This is a genomic window from Microcoleus sp. Pol7_A1, assembly GCF_036701085.1.
In the GTDB taxonomy this organism is placed as follows: domain Bacteria; phylum Cyanobacteriota; class Cyanobacteriia; order Cyanobacteriales; family Microcoleaceae; genus Microcoleus; species Microcoleus asticus.
Map to the genome: position 1 here is coordinate 1 of NZ_JAUBQD010000058.1, position 21,256 is coordinate 21,256.

General features: G+C 43.9%; 17 protein-coding genes. 1 reads left to right on the plus strand and 16 read right to left on the minus strand.

Annotation, left to right across the window (positions count from 1 at the left end; translation table 11 throughout):
• Positions 1 to 282: 282 nt before the first annotated feature.
• The 6 genes from QUA20_RS24990 to QUA20_RS25015 form a co-directional block, all read right to left on the minus strand.
• Positions 283 to 1,434, minus strand: coding sequence for a prolyl oligopeptidase family serine peptidase (locus QUA20_RS24990; protein ID WP_333192073.1), 1,152 nt, complete (start codon positions 1,432 to 1,434; stop codon positions 283 to 285).
• Positions 1,401 to 2,363, minus strand: a complete 963-nt coding sequence (locus tag QUA20_RS24995; RefSeq protein WP_333192075.1) for an SRPBCC family protein — start codon at positions 2,361 to 2,363, stop codon at positions 1,401 to 1,403. The genes QUA20_RS24990 and QUA20_RS24995 overlap by 34 nt, the downstream gene beginning before the upstream one ends.
• Before the next feature lie 14 nt (positions 2,364 to 2,377).
• Positions 2,378 to 2,851, minus strand: coding sequence for an aromatase/cyclase (locus QUA20_RS25000; protein WP_333192078.1), 474 nt, complete (start codon positions 2,849 to 2,851; stop codon positions 2,378 to 2,380).
• A gap of 10 nt (positions 2,852 to 2,861) precedes the next feature.
• Positions 2,862 to 4,433 carry a long-chain fatty acid--CoA ligase gene (locus QUA20_RS25005; RefSeq protein WP_333192080.1) on the minus strand — a complete coding sequence of 524 codons (1,572 nt, stop codon included), beginning with the start codon at positions 4,431 to 4,433 and terminating at the stop codon, positions 2,862 to 2,864.
• 251 nt (positions 4,434 to 4,684) lie between these two features.
• On the minus strand, positions 4,685 to 5,473 hold the full coding sequence (locus tag QUA20_RS25010) for a class I SAM-dependent methyltransferase (protein ID WP_333192083.1): 789 nt from the start codon (positions 5,471 to 5,473) through the stop codon (positions 4,685 to 4,687).
• A gap of 65 nt (positions 5,474 to 5,538) precedes the next feature.
• The gene (locus QUA20_RS25015) at positions 5,539 to 6,813 is read right to left on the minus strand and encodes an FAD-dependent oxidoreductase (protein ID WP_333192086.1); all 1,275 of its coding nucleotides are present in this window, start codon (positions 6,811 to 6,813) and stop codon (positions 5,539 to 5,541) included.
• Positions 6,814 to 7,092: 279 nt separating this feature from the next.
• On the opposite strand from QUA20_RS25015, the gene QUA20_RS25020 reads away from it, so the two are divergent.
• The gene (locus QUA20_RS25020) at positions 7,093 to 8,796 is read left to right on the plus strand and encodes an MFS transporter (protein WP_333192088.1); all 1,704 of its coding nucleotides are present in this window, start codon (positions 7,093 to 7,095) and stop codon (positions 8,794 to 8,796) included.
• 508 nt (positions 8,797 to 9,304) lie between these two features.
• Here the strand turns inward: QUA20_RS25020 and QUA20_RS25025 are convergent.
• From QUA20_RS25025 to QUA20_RS25070, 10 genes are all read right to left on the minus strand, one after another.
• The gene (locus QUA20_RS25025) at positions 9,305 to 10,432 is read right to left on the minus strand and encodes a DMT family transporter (RefSeq protein WP_333192091.1); all 1,128 of its coding nucleotides are present in this window, start codon (positions 10,430 to 10,432) and stop codon (positions 9,305 to 9,307) included.
• Positions 10,433 to 10,465: 33 nt separating this feature from the next.
• Positions 10,466 to 11,803 carry a condensation domain-containing protein gene (locus tag QUA20_RS25030; RefSeq protein ID WP_333192092.1) on the minus strand — a complete coding sequence of 446 codons (1,338 nt, stop codon included), beginning with the start codon at positions 11,801 to 11,803 and terminating at the stop codon, positions 10,466 to 10,468.
• Positions 11,804 to 11,967: 164 nt separating this feature from the next.
• On the minus strand, positions 11,968 to 13,299 hold the full coding sequence (locus QUA20_RS25035) for an FAD-dependent oxidoreductase (RefSeq protein WP_333192094.1): 1,332 nt from the start codon (positions 13,297 to 13,299) through the stop codon (positions 11,968 to 11,970).
• A 73-nt stretch (positions 13,300 to 13,372) separates the two neighbouring features.
• Entirely contained in the window at positions 13,373 to 14,245 is an 873-nt protein-coding gene (locus QUA20_RS25040; RefSeq protein WP_333192095.1) for a sulfotransferase domain-containing protein, read from the minus strand.
• Positions 14,246 to 14,306: 61 nt separating this feature from the next.
• Positions 14,307 to 15,734 (minus strand): phthiocerol/phthiodiolone dimycocerosyl transferase family protein, encoded by a 1,428-nt coding sequence (locus QUA20_RS25045; RefSeq protein WP_333192097.1) that lies wholly within the window; start codon positions 15,732 to 15,734, stop codon positions 14,307 to 14,309.
• A 101-nt stretch (positions 15,735 to 15,835) separates the two neighbouring features.
• On the minus strand, positions 15,836 to 16,552 hold the full coding sequence (locus QUA20_RS25050; RefSeq protein WP_333192099.1) for an SDR family oxidoreductase: 717 nt from the start codon (positions 16,550 to 16,552) through the stop codon (positions 15,836 to 15,838).
• Positions 16,553 to 16,742: 190 nt separating this feature from the next.
• Positions 16,743 to 17,294, minus strand: a complete 552-nt coding sequence (locus tag QUA20_RS25055) for an EF-hand domain-containing protein (RefSeq protein WP_333192101.1) — start codon at positions 17,292 to 17,294, stop codon at positions 16,743 to 16,745.
• A 592-nt stretch (positions 17,295 to 17,886) separates the two neighbouring features.
• The gene (locus tag QUA20_RS25060) at positions 17,887 to 18,927 is read right to left on the minus strand and encodes a methyltransferase (RefSeq protein WP_333192104.1); all 1,041 of its coding nucleotides are present in this window, start codon (positions 18,925 to 18,927) and stop codon (positions 17,887 to 17,889) included.
• Positions 18,928 to 19,184: 257 nt separating this feature from the next.
• Positions 19,185 to 19,727 carry an EF-hand domain-containing protein gene (locus QUA20_RS25065; protein WP_333192106.1) on the minus strand — a complete coding sequence of 181 codons (543 nt, stop codon included), beginning with the start codon at positions 19,725 to 19,727 and terminating at the stop codon, positions 19,185 to 19,187.
• Positions 19,728 to 19,988: 261 nt separating this feature from the next.
• Positions 19,989 to 21,188 (minus strand): IS4 family transposase, encoded by a 1,200-nt coding sequence (locus QUA20_RS25070; RefSeq protein ID WP_333192109.1) that lies wholly within the window; start codon positions 21,186 to 21,188, stop codon positions 19,989 to 19,991.
• Between the last annotated feature and the right edge of the window lie 68 nt (positions 21,189 to 21,256).

Here is a 21,256-nt window from a genome sequence, read left to right on the forward strand (position 1 = left end):
CGGTTGAAGTTTTGCCTCCTGAAGCGATCGCCGATCGGTTAGTTCAGCGAGTCCTGTTCAAATAACTCGGTATTCTCCATGTGAACCATGATGAAGCCAAAAGAAAGAAGTAGTGGTGCTACTTTTGTTTTCGATAAAATTACTCAACCAACAATTGTGCAACAAAAGGCTCTAGATTTACTGGGCGTTTCTCTGATTTGTACCCAGTAGAACGGGGGTCAAAATCCTGGCCAGGCTTGCCCTACATACTCCGATGCCTTTTGTCAATGGGGGAAGTTCAGACTAAACTGTTTTCTCTGGGGCAAGTTGCGATCCCATCCAATCTGCGATTGTTACTATGTACTGGTTGATTTGGTTCAGGCAAACATGAACCTCCTGTTCATAAACGATCGCCTGGTGGCGAGCGCCCCATTTACGATCGAGTTCCTGAATACCACGAACCGGAAAAATATCATCTAGTTCACCGTGAATTGACAGCACATTCGTTTCACAACCACCAGATATATCCAGTGTCAGGCGATCGAAAAGGTCAGGCATAGCATTTTTTTCAGGTTCCATGAAGGCATACTGAAAATCTTCTTTGAGACGGCGCTTCATTTTGTCAAACGGCGTGATATATGGGCCGCCTGACAGATTCACAACTGCCTTGAATTTATTACCCAAATGTTTCGCTACCCGCAAAGCAATATAGCCGCCAAAGCTAACTCCAAAGAAACCAAGCTGATTCTCATCAATGCGTGCGTCAGCAGACAAGGTATCAACAATACTGGCAACCACTTCCTCAAAATTTACAGGAATTGGAGAACGACCGAGATTGATTCCTTGCCCGGGCCCATCGAACAAGAAAGCCGCAAAGCCTCGGTTCACAAAATGTTCAGCGAAAGTAATAACCTCAACTTCTGTAACTGAATCAAGACCGTTAGACAGGATTACACAGGGTAAAGGTTGATGGGGGTCAACATTGTCCGGTAATAGCAAATAGTAAGGAATTACCACCCCGTTCCACTCAATTTTACCTGGGTTTAGGAGGCGGACATTTTCATCCCAGCTTTTGAGAAAATAATCCTTAACACACTGTCGTAATGCACTCTTCTGAGCGGAATCAGAGAAGTACATAAACTCCGCCCAGTGGTAACAACTGGTTGCACTGCGAAAGAGGTGACGCTGCCCCATTTTATAGGAGCAGGTTTCGGCTTGTGCAACATAGCGATCGCCAAGCTTAGACCAACCCTTCATCCAGTGTTCCCAGAACTCCGGGGTACTTATATCTGTGCAATCTTTGGGAAAATCACTAAGAGCGATTGCCAAATCGCCCCATTCGGATTGCCAGAACAAAATACGCGGCAAAAAATACCGACAAGCGAGATATATTTCTTCTGGGACGCTCAATGGCATATTCATTATGATTCCTTCCCAGCTAAATAATTTTGACAAGCGGCAATAGTGGCTAGAGAATTTTTCTCCAGTGCATCATGAAGCCGTTGCTTGTAGGATGTTATGTCACCCTCTCCGAATAAATTGCGGCAGGTATTCGGCTCGATCTGAAACTCGTGGCGGGCAAAAACCTCCGTTCCACCTGGTACATTATTCAGCGTCCAGCGACCGCTATGTCTACTCATCACTGGAGGCGGTTTTGGCTGAAAATACTCAATGGTCAAGACATCTCGGCGACAGCGACGGATGCTGCGAATGCGCTCATTACCATACGCCGTTCCCACCTCCATAATAAATTCCTGATTGCTGCCGTCATCGTAAAGCATATCCACCGCCTGACAATGGGGAAGCAGCGAAGACCAGTTGGCAGCATCAGCTAAAAGGTTGTAAATATCTACCCCCGGAAAGGGCAGAACGCGACTGGATTCAAAGGAAAAAGAAAGTTCATCCTCCTGATGGTCTTTACCTTCCACTATGCTTTTAATAGCGATCATTTCCTTCCCACCGTTGCGATGGATAAAATTGAGCATAAAATCGACGGCTTCTTCTGATGTTGTTACGCCCTCTACCAAACCAGTCACGTCTTCCTTGACTGTAAAACTACGTTCAACAAAGAGCAGACTTCCACCACTGTCAAGCGGCACAACTCGCCAGCGCCCTTGCATATCCGTCAACAGTGGCATGGGTACGGGTAGGTAGAAATCAACTCCATTGATCTCAGGCAAAAACTTCCGGTGCGTGTCCCATGTCATTTCTCTGCCATTTTCCTGGGCAGTAATGCGAACCAGTTGGTAAGCGTCACCTTTTTCCAGAACTTCTGTGCTGACGCAACTCTCAAACAGATCGGGCCATTGGGCAGTGTCGGAGATGATTTGATAAACAGCCTTTACCGGGGCATGGCATACGATCGAATGAAATGTGTTTTTCATGATTTTGTTTCTACTTAGTTATTCTCTTCTGCCAGTTTCTTGATGGAATTCAATTCCTTGATGGTGTTGCGGTGGATCGCTTGCATCATAAAGTCAACCGCCTCATCAGGTGTGGTAACACCCTCCACTAAACCTGTTACATCATCCTTTACCTGAAAATTGTGTTCAAGAAAAAGTAGGCATCCCCCCTCTTCGAGCGACACCACCCGCCAGCGACCTTGCATGGATTTGAGCAGTGGCAATGGGGGATTTGTTTCAAAGTCAATGCCATAAATCTCCTCGTTTAAAAACCTATGGGAAACCCACTGCATCTCCACTTTGTTCACTTCCGCAGTAACGCGGATGACTTCGTAGCCATCCTTTTTTTCAAGGGATTCGACGTTAAGACAAGGCTCAAAAATGTCAGGCCATCGCTCGCTGTTGGAAATGATTCCATAGACAGCATTAGTTGGAGCGTGGCAGAGAATAGAATGTATTGTTGCTTTCATGATTTCGTTTTTAAATTGTAGAAAATTCTATCATTTTTTCGGGTTTAATGAAGGGGAGAATATCCCGCTTCACAATTTTGCCGTTCTGGTTTTTTGGCAAAGGTTCGGGCGATATGTAAAGAAAAGTCGGCCATTTTTCGGGACTGAGCGTATTTTGGAAGCTTTCAGATAAGGCATTTGTTAGAGCGACTGGATCGTTTTGAAGATCCTGCGTACAATAAATGCAGACAACGGGATATTTAACTGCTGTTTCAGAGGTTGACCAGCCGACAAGCACTGCCTCCTCAACACCTGGAATTTTGTAAAGAAGATTCTCGATTTCGCTGGGATAAATTTTGTGACCATTTGGTGTCAGGATGGTTTCGGCTTCTCTTCCTTTGAGTACAAGATAACCTTCGCTGGAAAACATTCCAAAGTCCCCTGTGTGAAACCATTCACCAAGGGACTCAATGGTATTTTTTTCAAAATTGCAATAACCTTCCATCATCCCTGAACTACGCACCACAATTTCACCAATTTCGTTGACGGGCAAGGAATTGCCGCTGGCATCGAAAACAGCTACATCAACCGAATCATCTGGTCGTCCAATACAATGGACATACTGAGCATAAAGTTTTAGTTTATGCTCTTCTTCCATTAGCCAGCAGAAAGGGCCGAAAGTTTCACTCAAACCATAGCCCTGAATCCATTCACAAGGGATAAGTCTCCGCCCTTCTTCTAGGACTTTTATAGGCAATGGTGCAGCGCCATAAGCAATGACTTGTAGGCTACTCAAATCTGCTTTGACTGTGCGTGAATCTTCCAAAAAATCTTTCATAAAGACTGGGCGCAGCATAATATGAGTTAAGCGATGCTTTTGTATCTGTGGTGCCCAATCTGCAACATCTGGACTGTCTGGAAAAAATAGGGTAGCCTTGTGTGCCAATGCACCCAAGGAAAAAATGATGCCGGTGGTATTGTTCATCAGTCCTGACATCATTATGTGTGCGTCAGAGTGGAACTTTAGTGTCGCCGATACCTTCAGAATACGTCGGGCGATCAGTCTTTCCTGAAGACTAATTGCTTTCGGATTACCTGTGGTTCCGCTAGTGAAAAGAACTAGGAATTTTTCAACTGGACTGGAAGCTTCAACGATGATATTAGAAACTGCTTCATCTATTGTCTCGATTTGAACTCGGTTAATCTCGACAAGATTAACACCGGAGATGTGTAATTTCTCAATCAGCACCGTATCCGTTTTTTTTAGGTAGATAATATGCTCTGGTTTGGCTATCTCGATGATATTAATCCATTCGAGCAAAGCAGCTTCCTTGAGATTGTAGGGAATCAGAACCTGAATGCCAATAGCGCTGGCAGCAAGAAAAAAGAAAACTGCATATTCATCGTTATCTGCGATCGTTAAAACGCGCTGTCCAGGCATCAAACCTTGGGCACGCAGAAGGTTGACCATTGCAGCAACGCGAGATCGTACATCCTGATAGCTGTATGTCTGCTGCAAGGTAACGAAAGCAGGCTTTTTCAAACTGGATTTATCGCAACAGTCTAGGAAAGATAAAATTTTAGAATTTTCATCGACTAACATAATAGTCTCAAAGCTCTATGAAAGGGGAAATTGAACAATCTAGAATTTTCGGCTATTAGTAACTATGGCGCGATTTTTGAGCCATCCTCCAGACAACTACTAGCAATCCAATTGCAATCAAAAGAATCAGTGCAGCAAAGCGAAAAGTTCCCTGAAGCCCATAAACCAAAGCTGTCGGTGGGGCTGCTATAACTTGGGATTTTTGCGCTAAGTGGGCATTGCTAAGAGTCAAGCCTGCAAAAGAAGAAATTTTATTTCTCAGCAATAAGGGCTTTCATAGGCCAGTGTAATTCGTACAATCCCTCGTTGTATTCTATTTCAAAAAACTCTTTAAGCCCTTTACGAGTTTGTTCTATTCTTTCTGGTTCATCTCCAGCGAATAAGTTCATTGCCAAAATTTTATAGAGAAATGTGGCAATATCATTTTCTGAGTGGAAGTACCATTTTTGTAGTAATTCTACTACGCGAACTTTTTCGCTCTTGAATCCATTAACAAAACATAGAGAATCAGCAAATTCTTCGGATAGAAATTTTGCTTCATGTCCCCCTTCACGATATTTACTCACTATGGAGTCAAAATATCTGGATGCTGAACTTCCTTGAAAAACGTCACCTATGAATAATAATCCGCCCGGTTTTAATGCCTTGTAAATATTCGCAACTACTTGTGTTTGACTTAGGGCATCATGAAACGTGGCAAAACTCCAAGCTTTATCCAAAGATTCAGCAGGGAGGTCTAAGTCCTCAGAACTGCTGACTAAAGTTTCGACTTGTGGCATCGGAAATCTAGATTTTAGACGATCAAGTAAGTAGGCTGAAGGGTCGCTAACAAGATATTTTCCTTGTGAGCCAACTGCTTCGGCGATGAATTTACAAAAGAAGCCATTTCCTTCCCAAAATCCTAAGATATGTTCTTCTGGTTGGGGATTTAGATATTGATACATTACTTGAACATCATCTTTTCTTGCTTGAGGATATGCAGCACCAGCTTCCCCAGCCAGTTTTGCTCTCATCTTAATCAGTTCTTCGGATTCAAACATTTCACTCGACTCCTTTAAATTAGAAAAACCAAAACTTAGATATTGGTAAATTGATAGTCAGCATCCTACAAGCTGAATTTGACCTTGACATGAGGTGGAAAAGCCCCAAATGCAAACAATCGCGCCCGAAGGTCACTCAACAGTGGCAAACGCAAATATATTGGCAGCTTCAACGAGTTATCCGCTTGCACTGCTTTGGCGGTAATCCGCTTCTGCGTAAAGGACTGAAACCCTTGGATGACTTTGATTGCGAACTCGCGCTGGTGCTGCACTTTTGCCAGATGATTTAGCTGCACTTCGCCACGCTTGAGCGGTTCGCTCAGGATGTTTGCCGCCGCCACAGCATCCTGAATGGCATAGGTGATGCCAACTCCACCCAGAGGCGACATGACGTGGGCTGCGTCACCCAGTAAAAGCAGACCAGGGCGATACCATTGGGAGAGTCTGCCCATTTGGACTGAGAGAAGTGATGTCTGCTGCCAATCTTTCAAATAGTGTACGCGATCGCCAAACTCAGGAACGACTTCGACGATAGACTGTTGCAGCGCCTCTATGCCTTCAGCTTGCATCTGGCGGTAGTACCCCTTGGGAATGACGGCAGCAATCTGCCAATTTCCATCAGAGGTGTTGTATGTAACTAAGACGCGCTTGCTACCATAGCGCACTCTCAGCCCCTCTGGTTCATCGGGGTGTCTGGGCAGGCGAAACCAAAGGAGATCCATTGGTGCTGCTGTCTCAATCAATTCCATACCTGCTAATTTACGAACCGAGGAGAAGCGCCCGTCGGCTGCTATTGTTAACTGCGATCGCACTTCGTGCCAGCCCCCCTGTCCTCGATAGCGGACACCGCGAATCATACCATCTTCTTCAATTAGCTGTTGTACGTTTGCACCTGCAAGCAACTGAAAGTTTGGATAGCGTTTCGCTTCATTAGTGAGAAACTCAATCAACTTTACCTGGGGAATGATGGTGATGTATGGATGTCGAGTCTTCAATTTGCTGAAGTTTGCAAAGGAAACTGTTTGACCGCAAAGGCTGAATTCCATTTGGCTTGTTTTGGAGTGAGGAACCTGTGCGAGCAAGCGTTCCGTTAGACCCAGTTCGTCCATAATTTCCATCGCCCCAGCTTGAATTAGGTCGCCGCGGAAGTCGCGTTCAAAGGTTTTGTGCGCCTCTAGCAGCATAACCGGAATACCTTGACGCGCCAATATCAGTGCCAAAACTACCCCTGTAGGCCCACCCCCAACGATACAACAGGTTGTTTGCTGCACGTCGAGAATCCTATCGGGAGTTGACTGATCTTGGACAGTTTTGGTGGTTTGTTCTTTTGGTTCAGACATACAAATTATCCTATTAATCAATATCTTGAAAATATCTCATGGAGTAACAACTCCTAAGTATGATGGATATCAGTAGTATGATGGATATCACTCCTTATTTTCAGCCAATATCTGGGTCAGCACGCCGAAGTTGATACTCAGTATGAGATGGCGAGAGTCATGACGCGACTAAAGTGCCGTGACTCTCGCCTAAATTCGCTGCAGGATCAGAAACGCTTTCGGCGGCTCAGTAGATATACAAACTATTGCCAACCTGACTTGCTCGCACTAATTTTGAGTATGAACAACCGCAAAGTACATTCTATTTTGTTTTTAAGCGTATTAGTAGATACGATTGGTTTTGGTCTGATGCTTCCGTTGCTACCATTTTACGCTCTGAAGTTCGGAGCCTCAACCAGCACAGTCACGTTACTTTTTAGCGTATATTCGTTGCTCCAGTTCATCTGCGGGCCCTTATGGGGTAAGATGAGCGATCGCTTCGGCCGCCGTCCAACGTTATTGTTTAGCCTAATCGGTAGTAGTTTAGCTTTTCTGTGGTTGAGCCAAGCGAATACCCTGTGGATGCTATTTGGCGCCCGCATATTGGAAGGGATAATGGCAGCGAGCTTCCTGCTAGCAATGGTGTATATGTCTGACATTACAACCAAGGAAACTAGAACAAAGGGCATGGCTATAGTTGGAGCAGCATTTGGTCTGGGCTTATGTTTGGGCCCTGCTATTAGCTCTTTTTTGGTTGGTTCGGACCCTCAAAACCCCAACTTGATGCTGCCGCCTTTATTTGCCACCGGTATGTCACTGTTGGCATTTACCATTGCCTTCTTAGGTCTGCCTGAAACTATAAAAACTCAAGCCAGAACTGTAGAAAAGCCACGCCGATTCGACCTTACGAGGTTGGTCGAGATTCTCAATACTCCATCTACAGGTCTCCTCCTATTATTATTGTTTTTGATGACGCTTGTAGGGCTGGGAACGTTGGCTATCCTTGCGCTCTGGAGTAACGAAAAGTTAGGTTGGGGTCCTAAGGAAATTGGCTATGTCTATATATTTTGGGGGCTAATGTCTGTTATTGTCCAAACTAAGTTTGTCGAACCGTTAGCTAAAAGGTTTGGTGAAGCCAATTCGGTGTTTGGGGGGCTGATTGTAGTTGGCTTTGGGGTATTTTTGATACCCTTCTCAACGAACTTACCGTTAGTAGTGGGAGCAGTTTCCCTGACGGGCAGCGGCTTTTTTCTTTGTAGGCCTCTATTAAATAGCTTGCTCTCTCAATCTGCCGGAGCGAAGCAGCAAGGTGAGGTTCTGGGATTGGCAGAATCAGTCTCGACTTTGGGAAGAATTATTGGGCCACTCGGGGCTGGGTTTCTATTCGGAAGCTTGGGTTCCGATTGGCCGTTTTGGAGTGGAACAATAATCATGGCGGTAGCAAGTATCTTTGGCTGGCAGGTGGCGACAGCATCAAACTTATCTTCTGCTGTTAACAAGCAGCGCGAACGCAAAATGAGAAAGCTGTTTGATTTGTTAGATCATAACAAAAATGGGGTGATTGAGTCAATAGATTTTGAGGAGGGCTTTCAGGCAATTGCAGGTATTAGGGGCTGGACACTTGGCTCTCCAGACTATTCGATAGTTCATTCATTTTGGATTGGATTGGAGAAGAAGATGCAAAGTTTAATGGATACTAATGGAGATGGGATAATTACGATCGACGAATGGCTAGAATATATGACTAGCCGTCTCGATCATGATTTTGCCGACTCCTTTACGAAACTCATTGATAGTAATGAAGACGGAGAAGATTCTCTCAATAAACTGAAAATGTTTTATCAGGGTTACAAAATTGATACAAACCAAGCCAAAGCTGTTTTTGAACAGTTTGATATTAACAGAGATGGAAATATATCCCAAGAGGAGATAAGTAAAATGTTAGATCAATTCATGTACAGCGATGAATTAGAGGAATCTGTAAACTTGGCTGTAGCTTCTTAGGCAGACTGTTTTATTGGGTTTGGATGATAGATATTTGGTCATCTAGATAGCGAGATAAATGCAGCGATAAATCTGTCAAGAACTTAGGCTAGACAGGTATTGGCATTTATTTTAAAAGTAAAGATCGAAACCTTTGCTGTGAGTTTCTGAGTATATAGCAATCCTCAATGATTTGCTTGCATTATACGCGAGCTTTCTGGCTCGCACTGCAAGGATTCTGGTCTCGCTAGATTTTGCGACTGATGCGAGGATTGCTATATCGCTTCTTGAAATTGCTACATCGCTTCACGCTTCCATTTTTTTTACCTGCTCGCGGACTTGACAAGGTAAGACTCTCATCAGTTCTTCAAGCACTCCTTTGTGAGCAAAAGCCTGCTGTGAGCCTCACAACTGCTAGACGCGATCGCTAAAATATCTCAAATGGGTTCTATAGATCATTTTGGGAATTCCTTGGAACGGAAATCCATTTCAGGGGGCGATTGTCGCCCCCTGAAGAATTGCACTTAAACTAAGTAGGTTTTTTCATAGTCTTTGCCACATTCATCAATACCACTCCCGCAGTTACAACTATGATAGAACCCCACTGTTCTGGTAGCAATGTATCGCCAATAATTAGTAATGCTAAAATCGACGTTACAGCGGGGCGGCTGGAGACAAGAATTGCAGTAGAAGCTGCTCCAATTGCCTTAATCCCAAAGTTGCTAAACAAATATGTAGAGAAAGTAGTCAAGCAGAGTAAACCTCCCATCAATATCAGCCCTTGATTGATATCTACATGGATCAAAGGAAGCGTTACCGCCATTAATACTAACCACTCTACTGTAAAAACCAGGGCTGTAAAAGTAGCAGGATTGATTTTACTAAAGCAGGATTGGGCAATTATTCCTTCCAATGCAAAGACAATACTGGATATGATTGCCGCGAGATAACCGATGATGGGATTTGATTGGGTTGCTGGCTTGGGAATCGTAGGCGCATTTGATGCGTTGGGAGTTGGAGTTTGATTGGGTGCAGGAGGTAAAGCGGCGGCACTGGGCGGGTGTTTTACGCAGATCGGCGGACAAAATAAGTTTTGATCGATTGGCTTGAATGCTAGCCAAGCACAGCCGATGTAAATCAAGATAATTGCTAACCATTGCTGCAAAGATGGGCGATCGCTAAATAATTTCCAAGCCAACAGCGTTGTCACCGTCGGATAAGTAAAGAAGATGGTGATTGCCATTGCTGGGCCAATATTTGCGATCGATAAATAAATACCTATTTGAGACAAAAATAGAAAAATGCCTGCTGCTACAATCTGCAATTTCAGCATCCGATCGCTACCTAGGATTACCGATCGCGCCTCTCCCCAAGCTCCCGGTTTAAACACAGGCATAATTAGCCACGAAAGCGGTACTACAAAGCTAATTCGCAGCAGCAGCTCTAGCAGCGTAACTTGCATTTTATCGGCAGTGGGGTCAATATATCCCCCCAGGTTAATAATTCCTCCCAGAATGGGAATAGCCTTTGGGGATAGAGCAATTCTAGTTATGACATTCTGAAGCGATACGGCAACAGTGGCCAGCAATACCAAACTTAAGCCGCGCAACCACCGATCAGAAGAACTAGATGCTGAGTCAGGAGAAGATGTAGCCATAAGTCGGAGTTCCTACACAGATTCACGTTAATATCATAGTTCCGAAGCTAAAAGGATATCATCACTATGGCAATTGCTGTGAGTTTCTGAACAAATTGCTTCTTGAAGTTGCTCGATCGCTTCACGCTTAATTTGTTCGGCAAGCGATCGCGGCCAAACCGAATCAGAGAAGGTCAAAGTCAAGAACATTTTGCCTCCCAGCGTTGTTACGCCTACAATCTTTATATTTTCTGAAGACTGCACTATAGGGCCGTAGATGGCCTCTAAAGATAGAGAGCCAAATTCTTGTGGGATATTTAATCGCCCTAAATTTGTGACGCATAAATCCCCCTTTTGTGCCATTTGCTGATACACAATTTGCGGGTCGGGCTGGGTAGAAAGAAAAGCTTTAGTTGGTCGAATATACTTAAATATTTTCTCTAGCGCTGTCAACTCATTTATTTGGTGCTTGACCTCTTGCGCTACTTCCCAGAAGCTGGTTTCTGGAGCGATCTCGTGAGCAGTAAATAAACCACACACATAAAGCCCAAAATCTTCACCAATTCCTGGGACAACGTAATTTCTAACATTGCACGGAGAGACACATTTGTGAAGGGCATTTTCTGGCCAATTTATTTGTTTGGCTATTGCCAAGAGAAAAGCAGCGCAGATAGCACTGTGAACGCTAGTTTTTTTGTCTCGACAGCGCGAAACAAGTATGGTGGTTTCCTCTGGAGAAAGATCCCAGTGAAGTATGCTCGATCGCTGGCTTTCCTGAATAGCCTTTGTGTCCGTAACGCGATTCAACTCTACGCCCGCATTTTCTGATGTAGTCTTTTTTTGAATTGGTATGCTCTGGGCGATCGCACTACCATTAATACTATCCTCACTCAGAAAAATAAGTTCTTCCCAGGATGGAAGTTCTGGCAATATTTCGCGAGTGCTACCAGGGGTGCTAATCTCCTGCAAGATGTCCCGGATTAAGTAGATTGTTGATAAACCGTCGCCGATGGAGTGGTGGCAGGTAATAATCAGTTCCGAAACCTCTTCACTTTGGAGAAATACGACACGCACTAGCGGGCCTGTGTTCCAGGGGAAAGGAAGCGAAAGTTCGGCTTCTGTTTCCTGACACCAATGGTTATCTCCAAGTCGCTGCAACACTCGCAGTGGGATGGGGGGAACGCCTTCTGATACAAAGCGCGGTTGCTGATGTTCGTCGGTGACTATTTTTACACCTAATAAAGGATGTCGGCGCTGTACCCAAGCGAGGGCATCGGTTAGCGATTCGACGGCGATCGCCCCTTTAATACGCGCTGTCAAAACGAAGTTGAATGACCATTTTTGATCGAGCAGCCATCTCAGATGCTCGGACACTCCTAATAATCGATTCATATTTAAGTTTTTTCCCTAAGTAAAATGGGTGAATCTGTCTGCCACAGACTACCTAATTTCTGACAAGTATTTGCTCAATACTTTCGTTAAAAATATCCTTCAATTAGCCGCCTCAATGGGCGGATTATAGCACGCCTGTCAGCAGTAAACTTGCTAGTGCAGCTTTAGTTTGTCAGGGTTTTCTCAGATGACGTAACAGCAGCATCAACATTGTCATCCAGCAATTTGTATTTTTTCTTTAGGTGAGGTGGGAAAACTCCCAATGCCATAATTTGGGCAGGAATGTCGCGCAAAATCGGCATACTCCAATAGGCAGGCAGCTTCAATGTCTTATCTGCTTGTACTGCTTTAGCGGTGACATTCGTCTGCACAAATGACTGAAACCACTGCATGATTTTTACCGGTAACTCTCGTTGACGTTGCACTGCTGTTAGATGCTTTAGCTGCACCTCGCCGCGTTTGAGCGGTTCGATTAGAATGTTCGCCGCAGCAACAGCATCCTGGATTGCGTAGGTGATACCAACTCCGCCCATAGATGACATGACGTGGGCGGCATCACCCAACAAAAGTAAACCGGGGCGATACCAGCGATCGAGTCGGCCTAGTTTGATTGTGAGAAGGGATGCCTGCTTCCAATCCTTTAGATACTCCACGCGATCGGCAAACTCTGGGACAATTTCGACAATAGACTGTCGCAGCGCTTCTATGCCAGCAGCCTGAAGCTGACTGTAGTAACCCTTGGGAATGTAATAGGCAATCTGCCAATTGCCATCATAAGTGTTGTATATTACCAAGGCGCGTTTGATACCAAAGCGCACGATTAAACCCTCCTGATCCTGGGATTGTCGGGGCAGGCGAAACCAAAGCAGATCGATGGGTAAGGCAGCAGTCTCAATCAGTTCCATACCTGCTAATTTGCGGACATTGGAAAAGCGCCCGTCTGCGCCTATTGTGAGGTGCGATCGCACTTCGTGCCAGCCCCCCTCTCCGCGATAGCGAACCCCGCGAATAATTCCGTCTTCTTCAATCAACTGTCGCACGTTTGCACCTGCAAGCAACTGAAAGCTTGGGTAGCGTTTCGCCTCGGCAATCAGAAATTCCAGAAACTTTGGTTGGGGAATTATTGTGAAGTAAGGGTGCCGACTCTTCAAGCGAGTAAAGTCTGCAAATACCACCCTTTGATCGGGGGTTACGAATTCCATTTTCTCCTTCTTGGAGTGAGGAATCTGAGCAAGCAGGCGCTCCGTTAGACCCAGTTCATCCATAATTTCCATCGCCCCAGCGTGCAGGACATCACCCCGAAAATCGCGATCGAAATTCTTGTGTGCCTCAATCAGCGTTACGGGAATGCCTTGACGCGCCAATATCAGTGCCAGAACCACCCCTGTAGGCCCGCCCCCTACGATACAACAGCTTGTGTGCTGCACGTCTTTAATGGCATCGGAAATCGGGGGTTCTTTGTCAGTTACGATCGCCTCTTCTCTTGCTTCAGACATGAAAATTCTCCAAAATATATTGTCTATTCAGGGCGGATATTGGCTATTTAAAAAAAAATCCGTCAGCAAGAAATTACTCCAATATAAATTCAAAATCAATGCCAGTTCCTTCCATATAGCGATCGCACACTTGGTTGAACTCTTCCAACTGCTTGTCGGAAAAATAGTTCTGCCAGTCGCCGACAGTACCCTTCCGCATGAATGAGTAGTTACTTCCCTTTTTATACATTTGGTTTGCTATGCTATCCATATTCGATATTGGGTTGGCTTTCATGTACGAAAAACTACATTTTTGAGAGATTATTTGCGCTTCTTCTTCCGATAAAGCACAGCCTAGAAAATCAGCAATTTTATTGATATTCCCTAAGAAATCTTTATGAAGGTCTTCGTATTTTAGAAAAAGTAGGTTTTTTTGCTCTTTCTTTTGCAACCAATCGAGCAGGTGAGTGTAATAAGAACCATAAGGAAGATTTCCGTTCATAAAATATTCCAAAAAAATGTCCCACGTCCCTTCAAAGCTATACAGTTTCAAAGCTTGCATGAAATAAAAATACGAAACAGCCACATCTTTTGGGTTTCTAGCCAGATAGATATACTTTAAATTATTCTCGCGATCGTCTGGCATCAGGGAATATGGCAAATGTGTGTATATATAGCGAGGCGAGGGGTAAGCTTCTAGTTTTTTTGTCTCGTTCAATTCAAAAAAAGGTACTGTGTCTACCCCAATCTGTACCACATCTATTCCTTCTGGTAGACCTGGTTTGGCGAGGGCTTTAATTATTTGAGTTAGCCATATTGTTCCTGTCTTTGGATAGCTGACTACAAAAACATCTCCTGGTTTTGTCTGGAAAGTTGCCAAATTACGAAGTCGCTCTTCTGTTACGAAAGGTGGCAAAATTAAACCATTAACGCAACAGTGATTAAACTCTAGCCGATCGGAATTCATAGATGCCTCCTAAATTTATTTTAATCATCTAAAATCTCACGGGAGAACGGCGAATAATTTGTTATGCGATACCTAATCCAGCGCGATCGAAAGCTTGACTGGGAGTTTCTAAAGCTTCGCTAAGTTGCCGCATCGCACCGATCTGAATTTTCTTAGCAAGGGAGCGTGGCAATACTGATTCTGAGAAGGTCAAAGTCAAGAACATCCGATCTCCCAGCGTTATTACACCCACAGTTTTTGCATTTTCAGAAGACTGCACTGTTGGGCCATATATAGCCTCTAAAAAAAGAGAGCCATAATTTTGTGGTATATTTAAGCGCCCCAGATTGGTGACAACCAGTTTAATGTTGTTATCCATTTGGTCGTAGACCATTTGTGGGTCTGGTTTGGTGGAGAGAAATGCCTTAGTTCGTGGAATATCCTCAAATAATTTGCCTGCTGTCCATTCATTAAGTTGATGTTTTATTTCTCGCGCCAAATCCCAGAAATTTATTTCTGGCTTCAGAGTGTGGGCAGTTAATAAACCACAGATGTATAAGCCAAAATCTTCCCCTATTTCTGGCACGAGATACTTTCGTATATTGCAAGGAGAGAGACATTTGTGAACCGTATCTTCTGGGTAATTCATCTGTTCGCCTATTGACAGGAGAAAGGCTGTGCAGAGAGCACCTTGAACGCTAGTTTGATTCTCTCGACAACGCGAAACAAATGTAGCGGTTTCCTCTGGAGAGAGACACCAGTGCAGGATGCTCGAGCCCTGGCTTTTTTTAATTTGCTTTTTATCGCTGACACGATTCAAATCTATGCCAGCATTTGTAACGGTTTCCTCTGTAGAGAGGCTCCAGTGCAAGATCCTCGATCCCTGGCTTTTTTTAATTTGCTTTCGATCGCTGACACGATTCAAATCTACGCCAGCATTAGATGGGTTTATTTTGTGAGTCGGTGCGGCGGTGGCGATCGCATTACCACTGATGCTGTCCTTCTTCGAGAGGGGAATAAGTTCTTCCCAGCAGGGAAGTTCTGGCAATATCTCGCGAGTGCTACCAGGGGTGCTAATTTCCTGCAAGATGTCCCGGATTAAGTAGATTGTTGATAAACCGTCACAGATGGAGTGGTAGCAGGTAAAAATCAGTTCCGAAACTGCCTCACCCTGGAGAAATACTACGCGCAGCAGCGGTTCTGTGCTATAGGAGAAAGGAAGCGACAGTTCGGCTTCTGTTTCCTGACACCAGTGGTGATCTCCTTGTCGCTGTACCACTCGCAGGGGGATGGGGGGAACGCCTTCTGATACAAATCGCGGTTGCTGATGTTCGTTAACGGCTATTTTTACAGCTAATAAGGGATGACGGCGCTGTACCCAAGCGAGGGCATTAGTTAGCTGTGGGATGGCGATCGTCCCTCTAACTCGCGCCGTCAGAGCGAAATTGAACGACCATCTTTGGTCTAGCAGCCACCTAATATGCTCGGATACACCTAATAATCGGTTCATACCTAACTAAGTTTTTTTTCTTATTATCTGAAAGTTCTTACTTCACTAAAGGTAGAATTGTGAAAGCTGTGCGATCGCACAGCTTTCACAAATTCGTGCATCTACCAAGTAATCAGATTTTTATCTTGGAAAAATCCCCCTGTCGGCCCACCATCCGGCAACGTTGCTAACCACACAATCGTATCAACTCCTTCTGCAATCGTGCGGATCGCATGGGGGCCACCCATATCAGTTTGAACCCAGCCTGGATTGACTGAATTTATCAAGATATTCGTGTCTTTTAAGGCATTAGCAAATAGTACCGTCACTGCGTTTACCGCAGTTTTTGTAATTCCGTATGTGGGAAATACAGTAAAATCCATATTGCTTGATAACTTACCTAGACTAGAAGATAAATTCACAACCCGTCCATAATTCTGAACTTTCATCAGCGGGATTAACTGCTGGCACAACTGTAATGGCCCATAGACATTAGTTTCGATTGTTTCACGTAAGGTGTCAACTTTCGCCTTGAAGATATCTCCGTCTGGATTTTCGACCCAATCTGTAAGAATGCCTGCATTATTAACCAGAATGTCCAAGTGACCAAATTCTTTGCTAATAAATTGAGAAAGACTTTCAATGCTCTCTGGATTAGTCACGTCAAGCGGGTGATATTTGACATCCAATTTCTCCGCTTGCAATTTATCAACTGCCGTTTGACCCTTGACTCGATCGCGACTGGTGAGAATGACTTGAATATCTCTTTGTGCCAGTTGGCGGCACGTTTCAAAACCTAATCCGCGATTAGCACCCGTTACAACTGCTAGCTTTTTCATAAATCTAACTTCTCTGACCTTAGTAAAAAAATGACACAAGTTGGTTGACCGAGGCAGGGAATTTTTATTCTGTAAATATTCCTTACCTCGATCTAATTAAAGATGTTTCCTTCAAAAGAAGTCTCTAAAACGGTTCCTATTTCTGCGAAATTTAACCGATGTACGGCTGGGGACTTAGCTGGAGTGGCGTTCAATACGAACCAAAAGCCCAGTTGGCGGGATCTTGTGGATCGTTGCTTGTGTGATAGTCGTATAGGGCTATGGCAAATTCATCTCTGGAAAGTTTCCCATCCCCGTCCTTGTCTATTTTGGAAAAAGCGATTTTAGCGTCTTCTTCCGAGCGACCTACTGCCTTCAAATAGATTGCATACTCTTTTAAGTCAATCTCTCCATCCCCATTTATATCGACAGTATCAAAAACAGCTTGACTCGGCCCCAATTTGGTTTTTTCGTTTTTTGCGTCTTTATTTGCTGCAATCAAAATATCGCCGAACTTCAGGTATTCATCCACGGTGACTTGATTGTCGCCATCTGCATCAGCAGGTTTCCAATAAGTTTCCCACAGAAGGACATAGGTGGAAATAATTTTCTCATACTCGGTAGAACCCGGTTGAATCCCCCTCAGTTCAGCAACCTTTTGACCTTGATGTTCAAAATCGGCTAATTCTACGATTCCATCCTTGGACGTGTCGTTCATATAAAAGCGCAGGGTGAGCTTTCTCTTCTGAAATTCAGTCAACATAAATAATCTTCCTCGTTTTCTCGTTTGATGGTTTTTTCTGTTGCCAGCGTCATTGCTGACCTTCCGTTGCATCGATTTCCCCTTCAGATGAAGTGGAATTTCCCTATATGCCAGAGGTTTTGTAGGGAGGTCATATCATGTCCTTTGGCATCGGTTTGACACTCCCACCCCGCTCAGGGAATGGGATTCTTGAGAGCTAGGTGAACTATGGAGCGCAACGGCTTAGTCAAAAAGCCTTTAGACACTCGCTCGAATTCGAGGTTGTGCTTAATTTCTTTCAAATGTAGCAATGTCTAGCTTAATTGTCAACCATTATCAGTTAGTAATTTCACTGCGGAAAACAGCCTAAAAAACTCCTCCTAGCCTTAAGGCGATGAGTTTCCATTTTGGAGAAATTTATGATATCCAGTTTTTTTCCACAAAGGCTGTCTTTAGCTTTTAACTTTGGGAGTTTCTGGACAAGGTGAAAAAGCCAGTTAAGCTCTACAAATTTATTAAACAAGTTCTAAAAAAAAATCACTACCGTTAACTGGGATTGTTGATTGAAAAGTGGTGAAATTTTCATTAGGTAGGAGTTCAGCAAAGCATATTTCTAAACTGGCACGCCCTCAATTAGGCTGATCGTCGATTGCGTGGGCACGATTTTGGTCAGTTGGAAACCTGCTGCTTCAAAAAGCGCTCGATATTCAGCCTCCGTTCGCTCGCTGCCACCAGGAAGCATCACTAGCATATTTAGGTCGAGAAACGAGAACGATGATAAGGTTTTATTCCCGAGCGGAATTACCATTTCAGCCAACAAAAGCTTTCCTTTATCCCCCATAGCGCGGCGGCAGTTTTTGAGGATAGTAATTGCCCGTCGATCGTCCCAGTCATGTACAATGTTCTGGAGAATGTAAGTATCGCCACCGCTAGGCACGGACTCAAAGAAATCTCCGCTAATTAATTGGCAGCGTTCCGCAATTCCTTTTGATGCTATCAACTCTTTTGCACTTTCTATCGCTGGCGCTAGGTCAAACAAAACCCCTTCCATAGTAGGGTTTGCCTTGAGAATCATGGAAATTAAACTTCCGCATCCACCTCCTACATCGACTAATTTGCCGATCGATGAAAAGTCGTAGCTAGAGGCGATCTGGTCTTGTCTATTTTCTGATTTAATCGTCATCGCTGAGTCAAAAATCTTGCTGGGTTCGGGGTTTTGGGCATAATACTGAAAAAGGTTCGTGCTGTATAAATGCTCGAAAGCGTTTTCTCCCGTTTGCACGCTGTGCATCAAATGTCCCCAACCTTGGTAGAATTCCTCCCCATTCATAATAGCCAAAGCACGCAGCGAGCCGGGAACTTCACTCGCCAGACAAGCAGCAAGCGGTGTTAGGGTAAAATAATCCGGTTCAGTCTCAGCAAAAATCCCCACACTCGCCAGGGCACGCATGAGCCGGTAAAGCGATCGCGCGTGTACTTTAGTTTCTATTGCCAGTTCCTCGCAACTCTTCGCGCCGTCTTTCAATAAATCGGCAATATTAAGTTTGGCAGCAACGTAAATCGCCTGGGTCAGCCAATAGCTAGTTATCATTTGCTGCATGGCTGTCTGGGGAGATATCTGTTGTGAAGATTGAAAATTTTCTTGTTGGTACATAGCGTTAAAAGCAGTTTACTATTAATGGGAAAGGTAGAGAATTTCTATTTTGTAAAAATCCCCTACTTCGATCTGAATAAAGATGTTGCCTTTAGAAGAACTGTCTGAAACGGTTCCTCTTTATGCGAGCTTTAACCGATATATAGCCTTTCTCAAAAAGATGAGGTACGTAGTTGGGCTTCAGCCCTATACGTTTAAATGGTTATATAATCTGTCAATCATACCTCATCTTTCTGAGAACCGCTATACGACTGTGTTCAATACGAACCGAAAACCCAATTGGCGGGATCTTGTGGATCGTTACTTGCGTGATAGTCGTATAGAGCTTTGGCAAATTCATCTCGGGAAAGTTTCCCATCCCCGTTCGTGTCAATTTTGGAAAAAGCAATTTTAGCGTCTTCTTCCGATTTTCCTACTGCTTTCAAATAGATTGCGTACTCTTTTAATTCAATCTCTCCATTGCCATCTACATCGATAATATCAAAAAGAGCTTTAACCTGCTCCAATTTAGTTTTTTCGTCTGTTTTTACCGCAATCACACGATCTGCGAACTTCAGATATTCATCCAGGGTGACTTTATTGTCACCATCTGTATCAGCGCCCTCCCAATAAATTGACCATATATTGCGATAGGCGGAGATGATTTTTTCATACTCTGTCGAACCGGGTTGAATCCCCCTGAGCTCAGCAACCTTTTGACCTTGCTGTTCAAAGTCGGCTAATTCTACGATTCCATCCTTGGACGTATCAGCCATATAAAAGCGCAAGCTGAGCTTTCTCTTTTGAAATTCAGTCAGCATAAATAATCTTCCTGGTTTTCTCGTTTAATGGTTTTTTCAACTGTTGCTATTTGTGCAAATAATACACCATATAGCATAAGTTTTTAGTAGTGACAAAAATCTTTACATTACAAAATTTTAGTGTCGATTAAAATCAGCAACAACGAATCCCCTCAATTAAGCGGTGGCTCCCGGATATCGTCGGTTATTTTGAGCAAAGAACAACTAATAGAATAATCGAAAGAATCAACAACAAATTAAACTTAACGGGTGACAACGCACCTATAATGCTTGCTGCATGAGGGATAGGGCGTAGAAGCCACGCTGAAAATAGAGACGTTTATGGGGCTTGAGTGCAATTAGACTTATTACCCAATCGTTCCATAATTCCATCCCATAGATCCACCGTTGTCCATAGAGGCTCAGACTAAATTCACTCTGGCGTGGCGTTTTGTCTTGATGCTCATTGAGCCGTCCAGCATAAATTTCTATACCTAATTTCTTGATCCATTGTCCGTGAATCGTTGCCAAACTATAAGCTATCGCAATCAACAAGACTAAGGCTAAAAAGCGAGCTTCATTGACCTTGGTATCTTCTAAATTATAACCACCAGTTTTGTAATCTTTGAACATCTGTTCGATACCCCACCGACAACAATAAACATCTAAACTAAGCTTCAGATTGGGGAGATTTGTCAGAATATACCAAGGTTCTTTTGGCCCTGGCTTACGATATTTTCGTTTCCAATATACAGCCAGATTAAATGGTCCTAAACCGTCTCCTTTATTTCCCAAAATATTCTGATAAAAATTGGACATCCCAGGTTTGAAGCCAAGCTTTTTGAGCACTTGATAGTCTTCACCTAAATTCTCTTGAAATTGGAAGTCCTTTTTCTGACGCAGTGCAAAGGATACGCCCCTGGAATCAAGCCATGATGCGAGTTTGGGGCTATGGAACTCTCGATCGCCTAAGACCAAGACGGGATAGTTCTTAAACAGAAGAAGGACTGTACCTAAAAGTCGTTTTTGAGTCTTGAGGTCACTGTTACCTGACTTCTTTAAGACTTCCCAATATATCGGAAGAGCATGAGTTCCCCAGACCAGACTAACCATAAATATATTGTGTCCTTTCCACTGTGTTCGGTCGATTGCAATGATCCAATAGCCATACTTTTGATGCTTGAGTTTTCGTACACAACGACGTTGTTCTCGGTTTAAGCGCTTTCCCGTTTGCTCTTGACGAATCCAATATTTAATCAGGGGAAACCACAACAGTTTGACGCACAACTGAGGCAACACTAAAAAACGTTGTAAATTTCGTTTGCGGCTTTGATATTGAATTGGTTGAGGAAAGACACTGGCTAATACGGAGAGTTTGACCTGACGATGAGCCTGAAGCAATAACAACAGCAGTTGTAAGGTTAAGTACTGGCTTTCATTGAGATGAGTACGCAGGATTTTTTGGTATGATGGGGGCAACATTTTGTTTTTTGGGGAGCCCGTGTGGCTCCTTATTTTTTTGCCTTACCATTCTCTCAAACCTTTGTCCT

Coding starts and splice junctions, on each gene's coding strand:
- QUA20_RS24995 (WP_333192075.1), bottom strand. CDS start 2,363: ATGAAAAACACATTTCATTCGATCGTATGCCATGCCCCGGTAAAGGCT.
- QUA20_RS25000 (WP_333192078.1), bottom strand. CDS start 2,851: ATGAAAGCAACAATACATTCTATTCTCTGCCACGCTCCAACTAATGCT.
- QUA20_RS25005 (WP_333192080.1), bottom strand. CDS start 4,433: ATGTTAGTCGATGAAAATTCTAAAATTTTATCTTTCCTAGACTGTTGC.
- QUA20_RS25010 (WP_333192083.1), bottom strand. CDS start 5,473: ATGTTTGAATCCGAAGAACTGATTAAGATGAGAGCAAAACTGGCTGGG.
- QUA20_RS25015 (WP_333192086.1), bottom strand. CDS start 6,813: ATGTCTGAACCAAAAGAACAAACCACCAAAACTGTCCAAGATCAGTCA.
- QUA20_RS25020 (WP_333192088.1), top strand. CDS start 7,093: ATGAACAACCGCAAAGTACATTCTATTTTGTTTTTAAGCGTATTAGTA.
- QUA20_RS25025 (WP_333192091.1), bottom strand. CDS start 10,432: ATGGCTACATCTTCTCCTGACTCAGCATCTAGTTCTTCTGATCGGTGG.
- QUA20_RS25030 (WP_333192092.1), bottom strand. CDS start 11,803: ATGAATCGATTATTAGGAGTGTCCGAGCATCTGAGATGGCTGCTCGAT.
- QUA20_RS25035 (WP_333192094.1), bottom strand. CDS start 13,299: ATGTCTGAAGCAAGAGAAGAGGCGATCGTAACTGACAAAGAACCCCCG.
- QUA20_RS25040 (WP_333192095.1), bottom strand. CDS start 14,245: ATGAATTCCGATCGGCTAGAGTTTAATCACTGTTGCGTTAATGGTTTA.
- QUA20_RS25045 (WP_333192097.1), bottom strand. CDS start 15,734: ATGAACCGATTATTAGGTGTATCCGAGCATATTAGGTGGCTGCTAGAC.
- QUA20_RS25050 (WP_333192099.1), bottom strand. CDS start 16,552: ATGAAAAAGCTAGCAGTTGTAACGGGTGCTAATCGCGGATTAGGTTTT.
- QUA20_RS25055 (WP_333192101.1), bottom strand. CDS start 17,294: ATGTTGACTGAATTTCAGAAGAGAAAGCTCACCCTGCGCTTTTATATG.
- QUA20_RS25060 (WP_333192104.1), bottom strand. CDS start 18,927: ATGTACCAACAAGAAAATTTTCAATCTTCACAACAGATATCTCCCCAG.
- QUA20_RS25065 (WP_333192106.1), bottom strand. CDS start 19,727: ATGCTGACTGAATTTCAAAAGAGAAAGCTCAGCTTGCGCTTTTATATG.
- QUA20_RS25070 (WP_333192109.1), bottom strand. CDS start 21,188: ATGTTGCCCCCATCATACCAAAAAATCCTGCGTACTCATCTCAATGAA.